General features: G+C 51.6%; 15 protein-coding genes. 8 read left to right on the top strand and 7 right to left on the bottom strand.

From position 1 onward, the window contains the following. Window positions 1–4: 4 nt before the first annotated feature. From ROJ03_RS03785 to ROJ03_RS03775, 3 genes are all read left to right on the top strand, one after another. Window positions 5–1,090 carry an ABC transporter ATP-binding protein gene (locus ROJ03_RS03785; RefSeq protein ID WP_313725657.1) on the top strand — a complete coding sequence of 362 codons (1,086 nt, stop codon included), beginning with the start codon at window positions 5–7 and terminating at the stop codon, window positions 1,088–1,090. 10 nt (window positions 1,091–1,100) lie between these two features. Next, window positions 1,101–2,780 (top strand): iron ABC transporter permease, encoded by a 1,680-nt coding sequence (locus ROJ03_RS03780; protein ID WP_313725656.1) that lies wholly within the window; start codon window positions 1,101–1,103, stop codon window positions 2,778–2,780. A gap of 312 nt (window positions 2,781–3,092) precedes the next feature. Then, window positions 3,093–3,443: a hypothetical protein gene (locus ROJ03_RS03775; RefSeq protein ID WP_313725655.1), complete on the top strand. Its 351-nt coding sequence runs from the start codon at window positions 3,093–3,095 to the stop codon at window positions 3,441–3,443. Between the two features lie 12 nt (window positions 3,444–3,455). On the opposite strand, the gene murQ is transcribed toward ROJ03_RS03775, so the two are convergent. From murQ to ROJ03_RS03755, 4 genes are all read right to left on the bottom strand, one after another. Beyond that, on the bottom strand, window positions 3,456–4,364 hold the full coding sequence (gene murQ / locus ROJ03_RS03770; RefSeq protein WP_313725654.1) for an N-acetylmuramic acid 6-phosphate etherase: 909 nt from the start codon (window positions 4,362–4,364) through the stop codon (window positions 3,456–3,458). Window positions 4,365–4,375: 11 nt separating this feature from the next. Next, entirely contained in the window at window positions 4,376–5,230 is an 855-nt protein-coding gene (locus ROJ03_RS03765; protein ID WP_313725653.1) for a carbohydrate ABC transporter permease, read from the bottom strand. Next, a complete protein-coding gene (locus ROJ03_RS03760) occupies window positions 5,227–6,141 on the bottom strand; it encodes a sugar ABC transporter permease (protein ID WP_313725652.1) in 915 nt (304 codons plus the stop codon). The genes ROJ03_RS03765 and ROJ03_RS03760 overlap by 4 nt, the downstream gene beginning before the upstream one ends. Before the next feature lie 75 nt (window positions 6,142–6,216). Then, window positions 6,217–7,494 (bottom strand): extracellular solute-binding protein, encoded by a 1,278-nt coding sequence (locus tag ROJ03_RS03755; RefSeq protein WP_313725651.1) that lies wholly within the window; start codon window positions 7,492–7,494, stop codon window positions 6,217–6,219. Window positions 7,495–7,655: 161 nt separating this feature from the next. Here ROJ03_RS03755 and ROJ03_RS03750 point away from each other — a divergent pair, with 161 nt between their 5' ends. The 4 genes from ROJ03_RS03750 to ROJ03_RS03735 are packed head-to-tail and all read left to right on the top strand — an operon-like array spanning window position 7,656 to window position 11,780. Beyond that, window positions 7,656–8,510, top strand: coding sequence for a MurR/RpiR family transcriptional regulator (locus ROJ03_RS03750; RefSeq protein ID WP_313725650.1), 855 nt, complete (start codon window positions 7,656–7,658; stop codon window positions 8,508–8,510). 45 nt (window positions 8,511–8,555) lie between these two features. Next, on the top strand, window positions 8,556–9,377 hold the full coding sequence (locus tag ROJ03_RS03745; protein WP_313725649.1) for an electron transfer flavoprotein subunit beta/FixA family protein: 822 nt from the start codon (window positions 8,556–8,558) through the stop codon (window positions 9,375–9,377). Then, window positions 9,370–10,365, top strand: a complete 996-nt coding sequence (locus ROJ03_RS03740; RefSeq protein ID WP_313725648.1) for an electron transfer flavoprotein subunit alpha/FixB family protein — start codon at window positions 9,370–9,372, stop codon at window positions 10,363–10,365. Before ROJ03_RS03745 ends, ROJ03_RS03740 begins: the two co-directional genes overlap by 8 nt. Continuing rightward, a complete protein-coding gene (locus tag ROJ03_RS03735; protein ID WP_313725647.1) occupies window positions 10,362–11,780 on the top strand; it encodes an FAD-binding oxidoreductase in 1,419 nt (472 codons plus the stop codon). Before ROJ03_RS03740 ends, ROJ03_RS03735 begins: the two co-directional genes overlap by 4 nt. Here ROJ03_RS03735 and ROJ03_RS03730 read toward each other — a convergent pair. Next, entirely contained in the window at window positions 11,770–11,979 is a 210-nt protein-coding gene (locus ROJ03_RS03730) for a hypothetical protein (protein ID WP_313725646.1), read from the bottom strand. The genes ROJ03_RS03735 and ROJ03_RS03730 overlap by 11 nt on opposite strands. A 43-nt stretch (window positions 11,980–12,022) precedes the next feature. On the opposite strand from ROJ03_RS03730, the gene ROJ03_RS03725 reads away from it, so the two are divergent. Continuing rightward, a complete protein-coding gene (locus ROJ03_RS03725) occupies window positions 12,023–13,942 on the top strand; it encodes a bifunctional diguanylate cyclase/phosphodiesterase (protein ID WP_313725645.1) in 1,920 nt (639 codons plus the stop codon). A gap of 121 nt (window positions 13,943–14,063) precedes the next feature. Here the strand turns inward: ROJ03_RS03725 and lpdA are convergent, their stop codons facing one another. Next, window positions 14,064–15,470, bottom strand: a complete 1,407-nt coding sequence (gene lpdA / locus ROJ03_RS03720; RefSeq protein WP_313725644.1) for a dihydrolipoyl dehydrogenase — start codon at window positions 15,468–15,470, stop codon at window positions 14,064–14,066. Window positions 15,471–15,484: 14 nt separating this feature from the next. After that, entirely contained in the window at window positions 15,485–16,795 is a 1,311-nt protein-coding gene (locus ROJ03_RS03715; RefSeq protein WP_313725643.1) for a 2-oxo acid dehydrogenase subunit E2, read from the bottom strand. Window positions 16,796–16,798 lie beyond the last annotated feature (3 nt).

Here is a 16,798-nt window from a genome sequence, read left to right as displayed (position 1 = left end):
TCTCATGGAAATTCAAATTCGAGGACTTAAGAAGTATTACTATTCAGAGGGGAAGACCATCAAGGCACTTGATGACGTGAATCTTACGATTCCGGCAAACAAGATCTTCACCCTTCTTGGACCAAGCGGATGTGGCAAAACCACACTCCTGAGAAGTATCGTTGGATTGGAAACCCCTGATGAAGGGGAGATAACCATTGGCGATACCATAGTGTGGTCGAGCGAGAAAAACATCTATGTCCCTACCGAAAAGAGGGGACTGGGGATGGTTTTCCAGACCTATGCCATTTGGCCCCATATGAATGTATTCAACAACGTCGCCTATCCTTTGCAGAACCAAGGCATGCCCAAGGCTGAGATAGAGGAGAGGGTGCGTGAGACCTTGAGATTTGTACAGTTGGAGGGATTTGAGAAACGTCCCGCTACCAGACTTTCCGGTGGGCAGCAACAACGGGTGGCCCTTGCAAGGGCACTCGTTGCCAAGCCCAAGGTCATCCTCTTCGATGAACCGCTTTCCAACCTTGATGCCAAGCTCCGCGAGGAGACCCGTAAGGAGCTTCGCTCGTTCCTCACCGAGCTTGAGATCACCGCTGTCTATGTCACCCACGACCGGGTGGAAGCTCTCTCCCTCTCCGATTCCATCGGTGTGATGCGCTCTGGCAAGATTGTGGAGATTGGAGCTCCCAAGAAGATCTACTTCAATGCCGAACACCAGTTTGTTGCCGATTTCATCGGTCGTTCCAACCTGCTGCCTGCCGTAGTACAAAAACAGGTGGGTGCCTATACCATAGTGGAAACATCCTTAGGTAAGTTTGAGTGCAAGGAGAGGGACTATCCTTTGGGCAGCAGCCTGACCCTTTGCATACGGCCTGAATTCATAGATATCGAAACACAGGAGGGTGCCAAACAGAAGAATACCCTCACCGGTGTGATGGAGACCATGGTCTTTGTAGGTGATGTGTATGAGAGTGAGATCAGGGTAGGGGATGTCTTGTTCATGGCAAAGGTCGACCCAGAGACAACGATAGAAGTAGGCGATAGCGTAACCTTCTCCGTCAAGCCCGAACACTGCCTTCTGGTTTCAGAGTAGGGGTGGGAGCATGAGAAAACGCCAATCCAGACTTACCTACCTTCTTATTGTAATCCTTGCACTGCTTACCCTCAGTCCTGTGGTAATGCTAGTTGTCGGTAGCTTCTCCAAAGGGTTGAACGCCTTTGGCAATTTTACCATTTCCAAATATGTTTCTGTCTATAGTGACCCTGCATTTTATGCTGTACTGGGCAATACCCTGGTGTTTGTGGGTTTTTCAGCCCTGTTTTCCACCATTCTCGCCCTCTTTCTTGCATATTTGAACAACAGGACAAACATACCCGGCAAATTCATGTTCAAGGTAATCTCCGTGGTTCCCATGATGATCCCTCACGTGCTCTTTGCTGTCAGTTGGGCCTTGTTGCTGAATCCCTCAAATGGGATACTCAACCTGCTGCTCATGAATATCTTCAAGCTTGAGAATGCCCCTTTCAACATCTATACCATCAGGGGAATGATCATGGTTGAAGGCTTGCTGGACCTTCCCATCGCCTATCTGATCATAGCCCCGGCAATGGCTTCCTTTGACATCTCCCTCGAAGAGTCATCCAGAGTATTTGGGGCAGGAAACATGAAGACCCTGTTCAGGGTAACCCTGCCTGTTCTGCGTCCTGCCATCCTTGCTGCCTTCATCCTCTGTGTCGTACGATGCCTGGCATCCTTCGCAGTTCCCTCAGTACTGGGGATGCCTGGTAGGACCTATGTATTGGCTACCTACATCTACCGTACGGTCACCACAGGCTTCATTGCTGACTATGGCAAGGCTGCGGCTGTCGGGATGAGCATTCTGGTACTCTCCATCTCTCTTATCTATGTCTATCGGTACATGACCCGATCCAGCGAAAAGTATGTCACAGTCTCAAGCCGTGGTTTCAAACCGGTAGTGATCGAGCTGAAGAAAGCAAAGGTGCCCTTGTTCATTATCCTGCTCATCTTCTCGTTTATCCTTATCATGTTACCCATACTGGTGCTGCTGTACACCTCCTTTGTGCCATATTCCATGGTACCCAGCGCAAAGGCCTTTGCTTCGATGAACCTATCGCATTGGAAAAATGTCCTGAATGACCCCATTTCCCTGCTGTCCCTGAAGAACAGCCTGTTCCTCTGCATTGTAGGGGCCTCCCTGGGAACGCTCCTTTCCATATTCATCTCCTATGTCATCGTCAAGGTGAAAACCAGGGCTTCAGGGGTATTGGAGTCGCTGAGCTTCCTTTCCTTCTCCTTCCCCGGTATCGTCATTGGTATCGGGTTCATGTGGTTTTTTGTCAGGACCCCGCTCTACTCAACCATCTGGGCCCTGCTCATCGGCTATATTGCCACCTATCTCCCATATGGAATTCGCCCGATGACCAGCGCCTTCATTCAGATCCACAGCCATCTGGAAGAGTCATCCACTGTTTGTGGTGCTTCCTTTCTGACAACCATCAGGCGCATTGTTGCACCCTTGCTGGTGCCTGGAATTGTTTCGGGTTGGATACTGATGGCAACCATGTTCTTTAGGGAACTCTCCCTGTCTGTGGTGCTCTCCAGGCCAGGGACAGAGACCATGGCAGTCCAGATCCTCAAGTTCTCCAATGACGGGCTTTGGGGAAGGCTTTCTGCCTTGGGCATCATCATGATAGGGATCTCGATCCTTCTTGTGGTAACGGCCAACTTGGTAGGAAACCATTTCAAGCCTGTGACTGACTGATCACTCAAGGGACAGAAAAAGAGAACCTATGCAGGAATTGACACCTGCATAGGCCGATGTCTGGGTCTGTATCTATATTCTTATTCCACCAAGAGAAACCTTATTTTCGATCCCTTTCTATTTCATGGGCATTGACTCCCTCTATGCCCAATTGTATAGTTTCAATCTACCCTTTCCATGCGATCTTCCCATATATTTGAACAGATGGTTCTTGGTGAAGTGGTTCCCCTCATACGATTCCTCACTCTTTTCAGGGTGGGTATGTATAGGGAGATTCCACAACGTTCAAAAAAATGGAAAGGAGAGAACAGTATGGGAAAAAGCTATTCAGTGACTTTCATCAAGGCAGCACACAAGGCAACCATCTTTCATGAGAAGGAGGTATTGGCCAGCAGTTCATGCACCTGCTTCTATTGTGGTCATCAGTTTGATCCCCAACAAGAAGAACACCTGTATTGGACGGACCTCTCCCATCCCCAGAGCAAGACATTGGTTTGCCCCATGTGCGGTATCGATTGCATCATTGGCTCGGCATCAGGCTTTCCGATAACAGACCCTGAGTTCATCATGGCCTGTACCGAACAGTGGTTCGGAGGCATCAGTCGTATCAGCGACGGGCTTGCAGTAGAGAAGGTACGGCAGTGGCATATCACTGTAGAGTGATGCCACTGGCTGTTACTGGTTGCTCCCCTTGAGATCCAGCGCCCTATTGAGGCTTCCCTCACTATCCTTCAGCAGCTTTTCAGCATCATGGGTTGAGAGGTTCAGCATGAAGGATAGGATGGCGACCCGTACATTGCCCTTGCTCGCCACATAGAGTCGCTCAGCTTCAATGCGGTCACAGCCTGTAACCTCGCTGATAAGGCGCTTGGCACGGTCCACTAGCTTGGCATTGAGGGGAAGCAGGTCAACCATGAGGTTGTTGTACACCTTGCCGATACGGATCATTGCAGCGGTTGTGATCATGTTCAGCACCAGCTTCTGGGCTGTCCCTGATTTCATCCTGGTTGAACCTGTAATGATCTCGGCATCGACAGCAAGGTAGATCTTGTGGTCAGCATGGTCGAATACCTGGGAGTGCTCGTTGCAGGAGATGGCCCCCACCTTGGCGCCAATACCCTGGGCCCAGGCCATTGCCCCTATCACGTACGGTGCCTGGCCTGAGGCTGTGATGCCTACCAGCACATCGTCCTGGGTAAAGCCACGCCTTTGCAGCTCAGTCACCCCAGCCTCCGGGTCATCCTCAGCTGATTCTATCGCATTGGTAAGGGCGGGGAGGCCACCCGCTATGAGGCCCTGTACCATTGTGGGCGGGACCCCAAAGGTGGGTGGACACTCTGAAGCATCCAAGACCCCAAGCCTGCCTGAAGTGCCGGCTCCAATGTAGTAGAGGCTTCCCCCTTTCCTGAAGGAGGCCACCACATCGTCGACCAAGGCTGCGATCTCAACAAGCCTCTCTCCGACAGCCCTGGGGACCTTGTGGTCCTCCTGGTTGATGATGGTAACTATCTCAAGAGTCGATTTGGTATCGATTCGGTAGGATGCAGGGTTTCGTTGTTCGGTTGTAGGAAGTGATGCTTTCAAGATGGATTCTCCTATTTGACCGCACCAGCGGTCATTCCCTTTATGAAATATTTCGACATGAACAAATAGAGTATGAGCATCGGCAGTATTGCAATGGAAAGGCCGGTAAAGAGCAGGCTCCAGTTTGTGCTGTGCTGGCCAAAGAATGTACTCAATCCGACAGGCAGTGTCTTCACCGAGTTGGACTGGAGGAAAACCAGGGGGAAGAAGAAATCATTCCAGATCGGCACTGCATTGTAGATGGTCACCAGGGCCATGGCCGGAGCCACCATCGGCATGACTATCTTGCGATAAATCATGAAGTCATTGCAACCATCTATCTTGGCTGCATACTCAAGTTCAAGAGGAATGGTCTTCATGAACCCTGCCAGGATGAATACGGTGGAAGGCAACCCCATGGCAAGGAATATCAGGATGACCGACCAACGTGAATTGATGAGACCCAACGTCTTTATCAACAAGAATAGCGGTATGATGGCCGCCTTCAGGGGCAACATGATGCCGCTGAGGAATAGCATGTAGACCAGGGTGTTTCCCCTGTAGATATAGCGGGAGATGCCATAGGAAGCCATGGACCCGAAGAGCAGTACAAAGGTCATTGAGATGGTGGTGACAAAGAGGCTGTTTGCAAAGTAGTGGGAAAAACCCTTGTCGACCCAGACCGTCTTGAAGGTGGCAAAGGAAAAGGTTTCGGGAAGGGCAAAAGGAGTCGAGATGATCGCCCTGTTGGTCTTGAACGAACTGAGGACCATGTTCATCAAGGGATAGAGGATCAACAGGACATAGCCAGCCATGACAGCGATCGACAGGGTAATGAATACCCTCTTGCCTGTAGAGGCCCCACGGTAACGAAGGTCAGTTATCATAGCTGTACCTCCTTGCGCTTGGTCACAAAGACAGAGAGCAGGGAGGTGGCAAAGGTCAACAGGTAGATGACCAGCCCGATAGCTGAGCCTATCCCTATCTCTGGGCTACCCGCATCGATGGAACCGAAGGCAGTCCTATAGAAGAGGGTACCTATGGTATCGGTAGAGTAGTTCGGGGCCCCATCAAGGCCTGTCATCGTATAGATCTGCTCAAAGACATTGAGGCTGCCGATGATGGTAAGGACCATGATGATGGTAATCGAGGGGATGATGAGTGGGAAAATGATCTTCCAGAAGAGCTTCCACTCACCGACACCCTCAAGATAGGCGGCCTCCAGACACTCCTGGGGGACGCTGTCTATGGCAGCGAGAAAGACGAGGGAAGGGAAGCCTACCCATCGCCAGATATTCACAAGGATAATGGAGGGGGTTGCAAGATGCTCAAGCCCAAGCCAGGGCCGTTGCAGTGATGCAAGCCCAACGAGCTTGAGAAAGCTATTCACCAAGCCTGATGGCTTGAGATACATACCCCAGAGAAACCCCACTGCAACAATGGAGAAAAGCACCGGGATGAAGAATACACGTTTGAAGAACTGGGCTCCCGGGAGGTTCCTGCTCAGTAGGTAGCCAAACAGCAGGCCGAGGGAGTTCTGGATAAGGGTGGTGGAGAGAAACCAATAGAGGTTGTTCTTCATCGCATTGAAGAACCTCTGCTGATAGGGAAAGGTAAACAAGAGCCGCTTGAAGTTATCAAGGCCGACGAAATGGAGTCGGATAAGCTGTCTCCACGAGAAGAGGCTGTTGTAGAGCGACATGAAGAGCGGCAAGAGGATGAAGAGCCCTACAACCAAGAGGCCCGGGGTAATGAAGAAAGCTATCCACCTTGCTTTGCTGCGCTGGATTCTGTGCATGGCAGTTCCTTGGGAAAGAGTGTTGATGGGAGAGATCCTACAGGGGCATGCCCCTGTAGGAGTGGAGATTAGGCCTTATTTCTTGAAAGGCTTGTAGTATGATGCGATACCATCCTGGACTTGCTTGGCTGCCTGTTTTGCAGTCAAGGTTCCAGCCATGACGCCTTGGGCAGCAGCTTGCCAGAGTGAGGAGCCGGTAGGCTGCTCATAGCGGAAACCGACGAGGAAGAGGTATGGGGTTGCATTCTTCTGTAACTCCAGGACTCTGGAGATGAAGGGGTCTGCCGAGGCATCGACGCCAGGGACTGCACTTACCATCTGCATCTCAGTGACCATCGACTTGCCAAAATCCTTGCTTGAGAGGAACTTCAGGAATTTGATGGCTGCATCTTTTTTGGCTGAGTGTGCGTTCATAGCGAAGTTCATGTCAGCATAGACAGAAACATAGGCAGGGTCGGTCGCCTTCTCGCTTGGGACAGCGAAGATACCGAAGTTCAGTTTTGGGTTCTGGGATTTGAAAAAAGCAGCTTCGTAGGAACCGGCAATGAGGTGTGGGCTCATCTCGTTGATGAAATTTGCACGCATATCTTCATAGCTGATGCCCATGAACATGTCTGGCATGTACTTGGTCAACGATTTCATCTGTTCGATCATCCGGATGAATGCAGGGTCCTCAAAGGTCTTCGTACCGGCAACTACTGCATTGTAGAAATCAGAGCCACCGTAGAAACCGGCGCCCATTCCACCAAGGAGGGTCTCAAGGCACCAGCCATCCTTGGCACCGTTGCCCAAAGGAATGTACCCGGCTTTCTTGACTGCCTCGAAGTTGCTTATCATCTCATTCCAGGTCTTGGGAATGGAGAGTCCAAGCTTCTTGTAGACATCCATGTTGTAGTACATGAAGACTGTCTGGCTTACCGCAGGGCTTCCGTAGATCTTGCCATCGGTAGGGCTGGTAGCACCTAGCAGGGCGTTTGCAGAGTAGTTCTTCAGTTCTGGCATCCAACCTTCAAGGGGTTCAAGAAAGCCAGAGTCAGCGAAGGTCACCAAACCGCCATATGCACGGCCCTGGAATACATCAGGTCCTGCGCCACCAGAGAGGGAAGAGGCGAGGATGGTGTTGTATTCGGTGTTTTTCAAGGCAGTCTGTACGACCTTGATGTCTGGGTTGGCAGCTTCAAAGAGGGCTATCTGCTTCGCGTAGAAATCGATGTCCTCAGGCCTCCATGTCCAGAACTCAAGGGTGGTCTTCGCCTTGGCTTGTGTAGTCTGCGCTTCTTGCGCGCCTGCTGCAAAGAGCATGCTTGCAGTGAAGAGTGCAACCAACAGGATTAAGAGCATGTGTTTTTTCATTGCGTTTCTCCTTTTGTTTTGTAAGCAAAGTAATTGCTTCCAACTGAATTCTCCTCCAGCAAGGGGTAGTTGTCAAGAAGAAACAAAAAATAATTTTATTCAAAAAGGTTCATTCATAAAAAAAAATTTCAAAACAAGAAAAACCGTGGTATGCTCAACCTATGAGTGGATGTTTGTATATCCTCAAGCAATTTCTCCCCAGCCTTGCACACAGCGAACGAAAGGTAGCTGAGTTTTTGCTGGCAAACCCGATGCAAGCAGTAGGCCTGGGAGTCCAGGAGATTGCGCTCATTACCCAGTCAAGCTCCTCAGCCTGCATCAGACTGGCCAACCATCTTGGGTACTCAGGATATTCAACTCTTAAGATGGCACTGGCGCAAGAGGTCTTCTCGACCGACAGGATAACTGAGGATCTGCCAACCCTACATATTTCACCACAGACAACTACCGATGCAATCGTGCATTGGGTCATAACCACTACCAGCGATAGCATCAAGGCACTGGAACATCGGGTCGATGGCAAGGCTCTGGAAGGGGCAGTGGAGGCGATCATCCATGCACCACATTTGGTGATAGCAGGGGTAGGGGCTTCAGGCATAGTGGCAAGCGACCTACAGCAGAAACTTGCACGTTTGGGCCTATCGGCTCTCTATACTGCAGACAGTGATATGCAGATAGTGGAGGCCTGTGCCCTTTCCAAGAACGATGTCCTGGTAGCCATCTCCTACTCAGGGGAGACGAACAGTGTACTCAAGGCATCCAAGGAAGCAAAGAAGAATGGAGCCGTAGTAGTGGCCATAACCCGGTTCGGAGGCAACTCGCTTTCCCGCATCTCTGATTGGACACTACAGGTGGTAAACAGTGAATCCCTCTTTCGGGAGGGTGCAACCCTATCCCGTTTCGGCCAGTTGCTGGTAGTCGACCTGATCTATACCGTCATCCTTGCACGGTGCCATGATACGGTCAGTGAATTGTTGAAGCGATCTTGGGAGGCAGTCTCCCATGTATCGGGATAGTGAAGCAGACCGTACAGATTACCCATACCAGAGAGAGGAGATCGCATGTATATCATCATTCCCATAAAGCAGGTACCCGAAACGGGTGATGTCCAGATGGACAAGGAGAGCGGTACCATGATCCGCAGTGGTTCAAAGTCCATCGTCAATCCCCTGGACCTCTACGCCCTGGAAGCGGGTCTCAGGCTGAAGGCGTTGCATGGAGGACGGGTTATCGCCATTACCATGGGACCTGTCAGCGCCGTGAAGGCCCTCAAGGAAGCGCTGTCCATGGGCTGTGACGAGGCCCTCCATCTCTCTGACCGGGCTTTCGGTGGCTCGGACACCTGGGCAACCTCCTATGTCCTCTCCAAGGCCATCGAGAAGCTGGGCAAGCCGGATCTCATCATAACAGGGGAACGGGCCACCGATGGCGATACTGGCCAGGTGGGACCTGCCTTGGCTTCCTGGCTTGATATGACCCTGGTCTCCTATGTCTCTTCCCTCGAAATGGAGGATGGGAACCACCTCCTGGCTGAACGCCTCATTGAAGAGGGGTACCAGAAGGTACGGGCCACCCTTCCTGCCGTCCTTACCGTTGTCAAGGAGATCGCCTGCCCGAGGCTGCCGACCTTGGCGGGAAAGAAACGCTCCATGGTAACGCCTATTCCGGTCTGGACAGCCATGGATATCGAAGCCGACCCTGCCTGCATTGGCCTGAAAGGGTCTCCTACCAGGGTGGTAAAGATTGAGAGCCCTAGCGTAAGTCGCCATTGCAAGGTTGTCCATGCCCTTGATGATGCCTCTACTGCCGACGCTGTGGAACAACTCTTCTCCTTTCTTGAAGAGAGGGGCCTGGCTCCTCTGAAAGGAGGCCAACATGCATGAGGTCTGGATCATTGCAGAAGAGAATGAAGGGAAGATAAAGGAAATTTCATATGAGCTCTTGGCACGGGGGAGGGCCCTTGCCGACACTCTGAAGGTAGAGCTTGGTTCTGTTGTTTTGGGGCATTGTATCCAACCATCAGGGCTGGATGCACTGATCGCTCACGGCTCTGACAGGCTCTATGTGGTGGACGACAAGGCCCTTGCAACCTTTTCTTGTGAACGATATGCACTTGTGTTGGAAAGCCTGATAACCACCCAAAAGCCCCAGATCGTCATAGCAGGTGCTACGACCATGGGACGGACACTCATGCCCTATGTGGCGGTCAGGACCCATGCAGGTCTTACAGCAGACTGCACGGAACTGGGTATAGAGGAAGGCAGTGGTAACCTGCTGCAGACCCGTCCTGCCATCGGGGGGAACATCATGGCTACGATCAAGACACCGAACCATCGCCCCCAGATGGCGACGGTCCGCCCAAGGTCTACCCGAGCCCTGCCCATCGACCTACAGCGTAGGGGACTCATTGAGTACATCCCGTTCTTGAGGGAGTGGGATGATGGCCGCCTTGAGGTCCTTGGCCTCCGAAAGCCGGAAGGGCAACAGCTCTCCATAGAGGAGGCTGACATGGTCGTCTCTGGTGGAAGGGGCATGAAGAAGCGTGACAATTTTCAGCTCATCGAACGCCTAGCAAGGTTGTTTGGGGCCCAGGTTGGGGCTAGCCGTGATGCAGTTGACCGGGGATGGGCAAGCTATCCCCACCAGGTGGGACTTTCTGGCAAGACCATCTCACCACGCCTCTATCTTGCCGTGGGGATTTCCGGTGCTGTCCAACACCTTGCAGGTATCAAGACAGCCGGCTGTATAGTGGCCATCAACTCCGATGAGCATGCGAACCTGCTGGATATAGCAGATTTTGCCATTGTAGGGGACTTGTTTTCCATCCTCCCCCAGATCGAGCGACACCTAGAGCAAAGGAGCAAGGTATGAGCATTCCCTACACCCGAATCGATCGACAGATCCTCAGTGAGCTCCTGGAAATAGTGGGAGCAAGGAATCTGATAACCGACCTGGAAAAGATGGAGCACTACAGCCATGACGAGACCTCTGTTGAGGAGTATGGCCATATGCCGGAGGTGGTGCTTACGCCCACTACTGTCGAGCAGGTTGCCTCCATCATGAAACTTGCAAGCAGGTACTGCATCCCAGTTACCCCAAGGGGTGCTGGTTCAGGCCTTTCCGGCGGCGCCATCCCCCTCTTCGGTGGGATCGTGCTCTCCTTGGAGAGGATGAATCAGGTCCTGGAGATTGACGAGGCCAACCTGACGGTTACGGCCGAGGCTGGCATCATAACCAACGAGCTGAATGAACAGATAAAGGCAAAGGGATTGTTCTTTGCCGGATACCCCATGAGCCTTGAGACCTGTTTCCTGGGTGGCAACATTGCAGAGAACGCTGGGGGAGGAAAAGCTGTCAAATATGGGGTTACCGGACGCTATGTCCTGGGCATGGAGGTCGTTACCCCCCAAGGGGAGATAGTCGAACTTGGTGGCAAGGTTACCAAGGATGTAAGTGGGTATGACCTCAAGCAGCTCTACATAGGGTCCGAGGGGACCTTGGGGGTCATCACCAAGGCTACCATCAGGTTGTTGGGGAAACCACAGTTTGCCTCTGACCTGTTGGTTCCCTTCACTACTGCCCAGGATGCAATCTCCGTTGTCCCCTTGGTCATGAAGGGTGGCATCATACCCACCAGCATCGAGTTCATGGACCGCAGTTCCCTAGAGATGTCCTGCTCCTACCTCAATGAGAGCCTTCCCCTGGAAGGAGTGGGGGCGATGTTGCTGATCGAGCTTGATGGCAGTGATGAGGCCCAGGTAGAACACGATCTCATGGCAGTGGGCGATCTGTGCATCCAGCAAGGGGCAATGGAGGTATACATCGCCGAAGACGCCTCCAACCGCGAGCGTATCTGGTCTGTACGAAGGAATATAGCAGAGGCCATCAAGGTCTTCAGTCCAGTGCAGAGCCTTGAGGATGTTGTGGTTCCCATAGGCTCGATTCCCAGTGTACTGCCCGAGCTCAAGCGGCTTGCAGAGAAATATGATGTGACCATTCCCTGTTACGGACATGCAGGTGATGGCAACCTCCATGCAACCATTGTGAAGAACCCTGCAAGCAGCATGGAGAGCTGGCACAGTATCGAGCCGAAGATTCTCACTGAGCTGTATGCATTCATTGTGGGGAGACTGGGGGGCAAGATCAGTGGCGAGCACGGCATCGGGCTCAAGCGAAGGGCCTACCTCAAGAGCCTGACCCCACCTGCTGAGTACAGGCTCTTCGAGGCGGTGAAGAAGGCCCTCGATCCTGCGATGATCATGAATCCTGGGAAGATTATTTGGTAGGAGTTTCCAAACCAATATCCTGAATATCCTTTCCATGATACAATACATCAATCATGACGAGGCCATCGGCCTTTCTCTGTAGTTCATATTGCCTCGCAAAAGGATAGGAAAGTTGACAAATGCCACCTGTTTGGGTAGAGTAATTTTTGAAAGTTTCCTTGTTTAGAACCCTATATTTCTGAATCACGATTCTTTCCATTCCCTATCCTATTTGCGTATGGCATGTATCTTGGAGAATCCACATGGAACTGATCGTGATAGAGCTCTTTTCCTTGGCAATCGTATTGGCCATTAGGTTTGGCCATAGGAATGCTTTGAAGACTGCTACAGAGTGCATTGATTGCAGAGATGATGGGATGTTGCTTGATGAAAACATTTGCATCGTCTATCTCGTTCTTGCAATCAACATCCACTTGCACCTAAGCAACATTATACAATTCTGGTCTTTGTACGCAAAGGTAACAATGATCCTCCATGTAATTTCGATTCCAGCTCTTGTCTACGTCTGGATGACCGGAATCGAAAAGCGGGTACTCTCAAGAAAAAGTGCAAAACCTGTGATACTCAGCCAGAAAATACTCCTCTGGATTTTTGTCGGTCTTTCATTGGCCGATATCCCGATCGGCAAACTCTATCTGTTTTCAGATGAAGCACTGCTCATAGGTGGGTATGGCATTCCCCTCATGTTGGGATTGAGCATCTCTTTCATAGTGCTGGAGTTGGTGATTGTCTTGGCTAAAAGGCATGAGATTACGAGGGCCCCTCGTATGCTCATGATCCTTTCTGCTCTTTTCCTTTTGCTTTCTGTCATCCTCTTTGAGGTGTTCAGACAACCCTACCTTTTTGCAGTAAGCAGTATCTTCATGCTTTTGGTCAGCTACCTCTCGTGGCAACGCAAGGAGTTGATGATGGATCCGGTAACCAAGGTGCCGAATTATCAGTCCTCCCTAGAGGCCATTACCCGCCTGACCTCCTCGAACGGGAAAGCAAGCTTGCTCATGATAGACATTGAAAATTTCCGTCTCATAAACGAACGCTACGGTGAAGAGAAAGGAGATGAGGTCCTCCGTATCTTTGCATTATTCCTTCGATCCACCTTACTTAACGGTTCCGTATACTGTATGGGAGGCAATCGGTTTCTCCTGCTGTTTCCCCATCTTTCCCATAATGAGCTTGTACGCATTGTAAGAGTGATCCAGGTGAAGATTTCAGAAGGATGGAAGGTCGGGGATGTGCAGGTCTCATTTCATGTGAACATTGCCATTGTCGAGACCCCCCTCAGAAAGAATACCACTGCAGAGGTTGTTGACTCCCTGAATTTTACCATGATGGAGATTAAGGAGAAACGACGGCAGTCGATAATCATCTTTAACCAGAAGCTCATCGATGTCAGACAGCGCAAGCTCAATGTCCTCTCCGTCCTGAGGAAAGCAGTGGTACATCAGGATATGGTGAAGGTCTATTTCCAGCCAGTGGTTGACGTTGAGAGCAACCGTCCCATAGCTGCAGAAGCCTTGATGCGTCTGCAGGACGACCAGTTGGGTATGCTCTCCCCCGGAGAGTTCATTCCCCTTGCAGAACAGGCAGGCCTGATTTCGTTGTTTACAGAAATCATATTGAAGAAAGTCTGTTCCTTTATCGTGGAAAACAAGGAACGGTTGCATCTTTCCCATATCTCCATAAACATATCCTCTGAAGATCTTTCCAATAGTGAGGCCTCCCAAAAATTGCTCGATGTGCTTAAGCAATCACCGGTAGATCCTGGAAAGATATGGTTTGAAGTGACAGAATCGATGGTCCTTGATGCAAATAGGTTTGTGAACAGGTCCTGGGAAGCATTCCAGAAGAAAGGCATCCGTTTCATGCTGGATGATTTCGGCACCGGTTATTCAAACCTTGAGTCCCTGGTTACCCTTCCCTTTGATATCGTAAAGATCGACCGTAGTGTGGTCTCCAACTCCAAGAACCGGTATGAGTTGCTCTCCTTGATCTCTGCGATGCTCCACCGTTTGAATAAGCAGATCGTTGCCGAAGGGGTTGAGACCCAGGAACAGCTGGATGTTGTCCGTTCTGCCCAGATACACCAGGTGCAGGGCTACTTCTATTCCAAGCCCCTTGATGAGCAGCAGTTCTTGGCATGGATGGACAAGGAGTTCCACTGACCCGATCTTTCGGAGCTTTTTCCGTAGGCTCTCAATAGCACAATTGTTTTCCTCACAAAATCATACCCACCTGCACTGCAGGTGGGTATGAAAATCAAGTAGTCGTTCTCCTAGCTTCTGGTTACCTGTTCAGGGTATCTGTAGCAATCCCTTCTGCAAGCTCAGCTGCAACGGCAAAGGTCTCGCTGAGGGTAGGGTGGGCATGGATGGTGAGGGCTATGTCCTCGGCAACCGAGCCCATCTCAAGGGCAAGGGTGGCCTCGGCGATGAGTTCCCCTGCATTCTTTCCACAAATACCTGCACCAAGGAGCCTGCCTGTCTTCACGTCGAAGAGGGCTTTGCTCACCCCTTCGGAAGCCATAGCACTCAAGGCCCTTCCATTTGCCATCCAAGGGAAAGAACCCTTCTTGTAGGCAATGTTTTTCTCCTTGGCCTCAGCCTCGGTCAGCCCTACCCAAGCAACCTCGGGGTTGGTATAGGCAACAGAGGGAATGCCCATGACCGAAAATGCAGAAGGTAGGCCAGAGGCAACCTCTGCAGCTACCTTACCCTGATGGCTACTCTTGTGGGCAAGCATGGGGTCTCCTACAACATCCCCGATGGCAAAGATATGTGCAACGTTGGTACGCAGTTTCTTGTCCACCTCGATCCAACCCCTTTGGGTGGTCTTCAGTGAGGTGTGCTCAATGCCAATCCTATCGGAATTTGCCTTACGACCCACCGCCACCAGCACAGCATCGGCCTCGATGGTCTGTGGTGCCTTTTCTCCCTTCAGCGAGAGTACCAGACTCTCTTTCTTTGCTTCCACCTTCTCAACCTTGGTTGAGGTGTAGATGGCCTCGTATTGGCCTTTCAACTTCCTCACCAAAGGTTGTTTCAGGTCCCTATCAGCAGGAGGGATGAGGGAATCCATCATTTCGATGATGGTCACCTTCGAACCAAGGGCGTGGTACATCGTAGCCACTTCAAGGCCAATGATCCCCCCTCCTATGATTGCCAACCGGTCAGGGATGAAGGCAAGGTCGAGGGCCTTGGTCGAATCCCAGACCCTCTCATCCTCAAAGGGAATTCCTGGTATCTGGACCGAGCGGGAGCCAACAGCGATGATCAGATCGGTAAAGGTAAGGTGTAGCTCTTCCTTTTCTGTCTGGACCTTTAGGGTAGTATCGGAGAGGAAGGTTCCGACTCCGATGATGCGCTCAACCTTGCGGGCCTTGCACAGCGACTCAAGGCCCGAGGTGAGGGTTCCCACCACAGAATCCTTATGGGCTCGCATCTTGGCAAGGTCAAAGGTGGGCTTGCCGAAGGAAACACCAAGAGGGGCAAGCTTTTCAGCTTCCTCTATCACCTCTGCAAAGTGGAGCAGGGTCTTGGAAGGGATGCAGCCTACGTTCAGGCAGACACCTCCCAATACATCCTCCTTCCCAATGAGGGTAACTTTCCGGCCAAGGTCAGCAGCCCTGAAGGCTGCACTATATCCACCAGGTCCTCCTCCGAGGACCAAGAGGTCAGTCTGTATTTCTCGCATCTGTACCTACCTCCTTAGAGCAGTACCCTTCGAATATCGCCCAACAGTGAGGCGAGATAGGTGGTGAACCGAACCCCTGTTGCCCCATCAATGACCCGATGGTCATAGGCTAGGGAGAAGGGGAGGATGTCCCGTGGCACAAAGGCCTCACCGTTCCATACCGGTTCCTTCGACAGCCGGGAAACGCCCAGTATGGCAACCTGTGGTGGGTTGATGATCGGGGAGAAGGCAGTCCCTCCAATTCCCCCAAGGCTTGAGATGCTGAACGAGCCACCTGAAAGGTCCTCGCCCTTGAGCTTCCGCTCCCTCGCCCTTTGGCTTATCTGGGCGAGCTCAGCCGCCAGTTGGGTGATGGTTTTCTTGTCCGCGTCCTTGATGACCGGTACAACAAGACCCTCCGGTGTATCGACCGCTACCCCAATGTGGTAGTAGTGTTTGAGGATCAACTCACCGGCATCCTCATCGAACGAAGCGTTTATCTCAGGGAACTTCATCAATGCGGCAGTCACTGCCTTGATGATGAACGGCAGGATGCTGATGGTCGGACCCTCACCATCCTTTTGCTTCTTCATCTCTTCCTTGAGTGTCTTTCTCAGACTCTCCAGGTCAGTGACATCTGCCTTGTCATACTGGGTGACATGGGGGATGATCTGCCAGCTCTTCTGCAGGTGAGGGCCGGATATCTTCTGGATACGGGAGAGGGCTTTGCGCTCAACACTCCCATACTTTGAGAAGTCCTCCAGCTCAATCTTTGCACCAGTTGTCTTGGAAAACCCACCTTGTAGGGCCTTCTTGACCAGGGCCTGGACATCCTCATGCAAGATCCTGCCATGGGGGCCGGTACCGGTCACCTGGGATAGCTCGACCCCAAGCTCACGGGCATACTTGCGTAGCGAAGGGGTTGCGTGATAGAGGGCTCCGGGTTCCTGTTCGTTGACCAGGTCTGTTTTGCTCTCTTCCTTCACTGGCTCCTGCTTTTCAGCCTTGGGCACTTCTGCCTTGGTCTCGGCTGGTTTTTTTGCCTCAAGGGGTTTTTCCTCTTCTTTTTTGGGAGGTTCAGGTTTCTTGCCTTCATCAGCCTGTTCGCCGGAGACCTCGATCTCGGCAACGGGGGTGTCCTTGGAAACAAGGTCGCCCTCCTTTACCAATATCTTGGAGACGGTACCTGCATAGGGGGAGGGGATGTCTATCACAGCCTTCTCACTTTCCAGCGAGAGGACAGAATCCTCCATTGCAATGGTGTCGCCAACCTTGATATATACTTCAACGATCGCAACATCCGCGAAATCCCCAATATTTGGGATTAGTATCTGCTTTACTGCCATGTC

The sequence above is a fragment of the Sphaerochaeta sp. PS genome, from assembly GCF_032144095.1.
Lineage (GTDB): Bacteria > Spirochaetota > Spirochaetia > Sphaerochaetales > Sphaerochaetaceae > Sphaerochaeta.
The sequence above is the reverse complement of the archived record's forward strand: the minus strand, read 5'-3'. Positions and strand labels throughout refer to the sequence as shown.

Bases quoted from the DNA above. Each gene is read 5' to 3' on its own strand.
- ROJ03_RS03785 (WP_313725657.1), top strand. From the start codon at position 5: ATGGAAATTCAAATTCGAGGACTTAAGAAGTATTACTATTCAGAGGGG.
- ROJ03_RS03780 (WP_313725656.1), top strand. From the start codon at position 1,101: ATGAGAAAACGCCAATCCAGACTTACCTACCTTCTTATTGTAATCCTT.
- ROJ03_RS03775 (WP_313725655.1), top strand. From the start codon at position 3,093: ATGGGAAAAAGCTATTCAGTGACTTTCATCAAGGCAGCACACAAGGCA.
- ROJ03_RS03765 (WP_313725653.1), bottom strand. From the start codon at position 5,230: ATGATAACTGACCTTCGTTACCGTGGGGCCTCTACAGGCAAGAGGGTA.
- ROJ03_RS03760 (WP_313725652.1), bottom strand. From the start codon at position 6,141: ATGCACAGAATCCAGCGCAGCAAAGCAAGGTGGATAGCTTTCTTCATT.
- ROJ03_RS03755 (WP_313725651.1), bottom strand. From the start codon at position 7,494: ATGAAAAAACACATGCTCTTAATCCTGTTGGTTGCACTCTTCACTGCA.
- ROJ03_RS03750 (WP_313725650.1), top strand. From the start codon at position 7,656: ATGAGTGGATGTTTGTATATCCTCAAGCAATTTCTCCCCAGCCTTGCA.
- ROJ03_RS03745 (WP_313725649.1), top strand. From the start codon at position 8,556: ATGTATATCATCATTCCCATAAAGCAGGTACCCGAAACGGGTGATGTC.
- ROJ03_RS03740 (WP_313725648.1), top strand. From the start codon at position 9,370: ATGCATGAGGTCTGGATCATTGCAGAAGAGAATGAAGGGAAGATAAAG.
- ROJ03_RS03735 (WP_313725647.1), top strand. From the start codon at position 10,362: ATGAGCATTCCCTACACCCGAATCGATCGACAGATCCTCAGTGAGCTC.
- ROJ03_RS03730 (WP_313725646.1), bottom strand. From the start codon at position 11,979: ATGGAAAGAATCGTGATTCAGAAATATAGGGTTCTAAACAAGGAAACT.
- ROJ03_RS03725 (WP_313725645.1), top strand. From the start codon at position 12,023: ATGGAACTGATCGTGATAGAGCTCTTTTCCTTGGCAATCGTATTGGCC.
- lpdA (WP_313725644.1), bottom strand. From the start codon at position 15,470: ATGCGAGAAATACAGACTGACCTCTTGGTCCTCGGAGGAGGACCTGGT.
- ROJ03_RS03715 (WP_313725643.1), bottom strand. From the start codon at position 16,795: ATGGCAGTAAAGCAGATACTAATCCCAAATATTGGGGATTTCGCGGAT.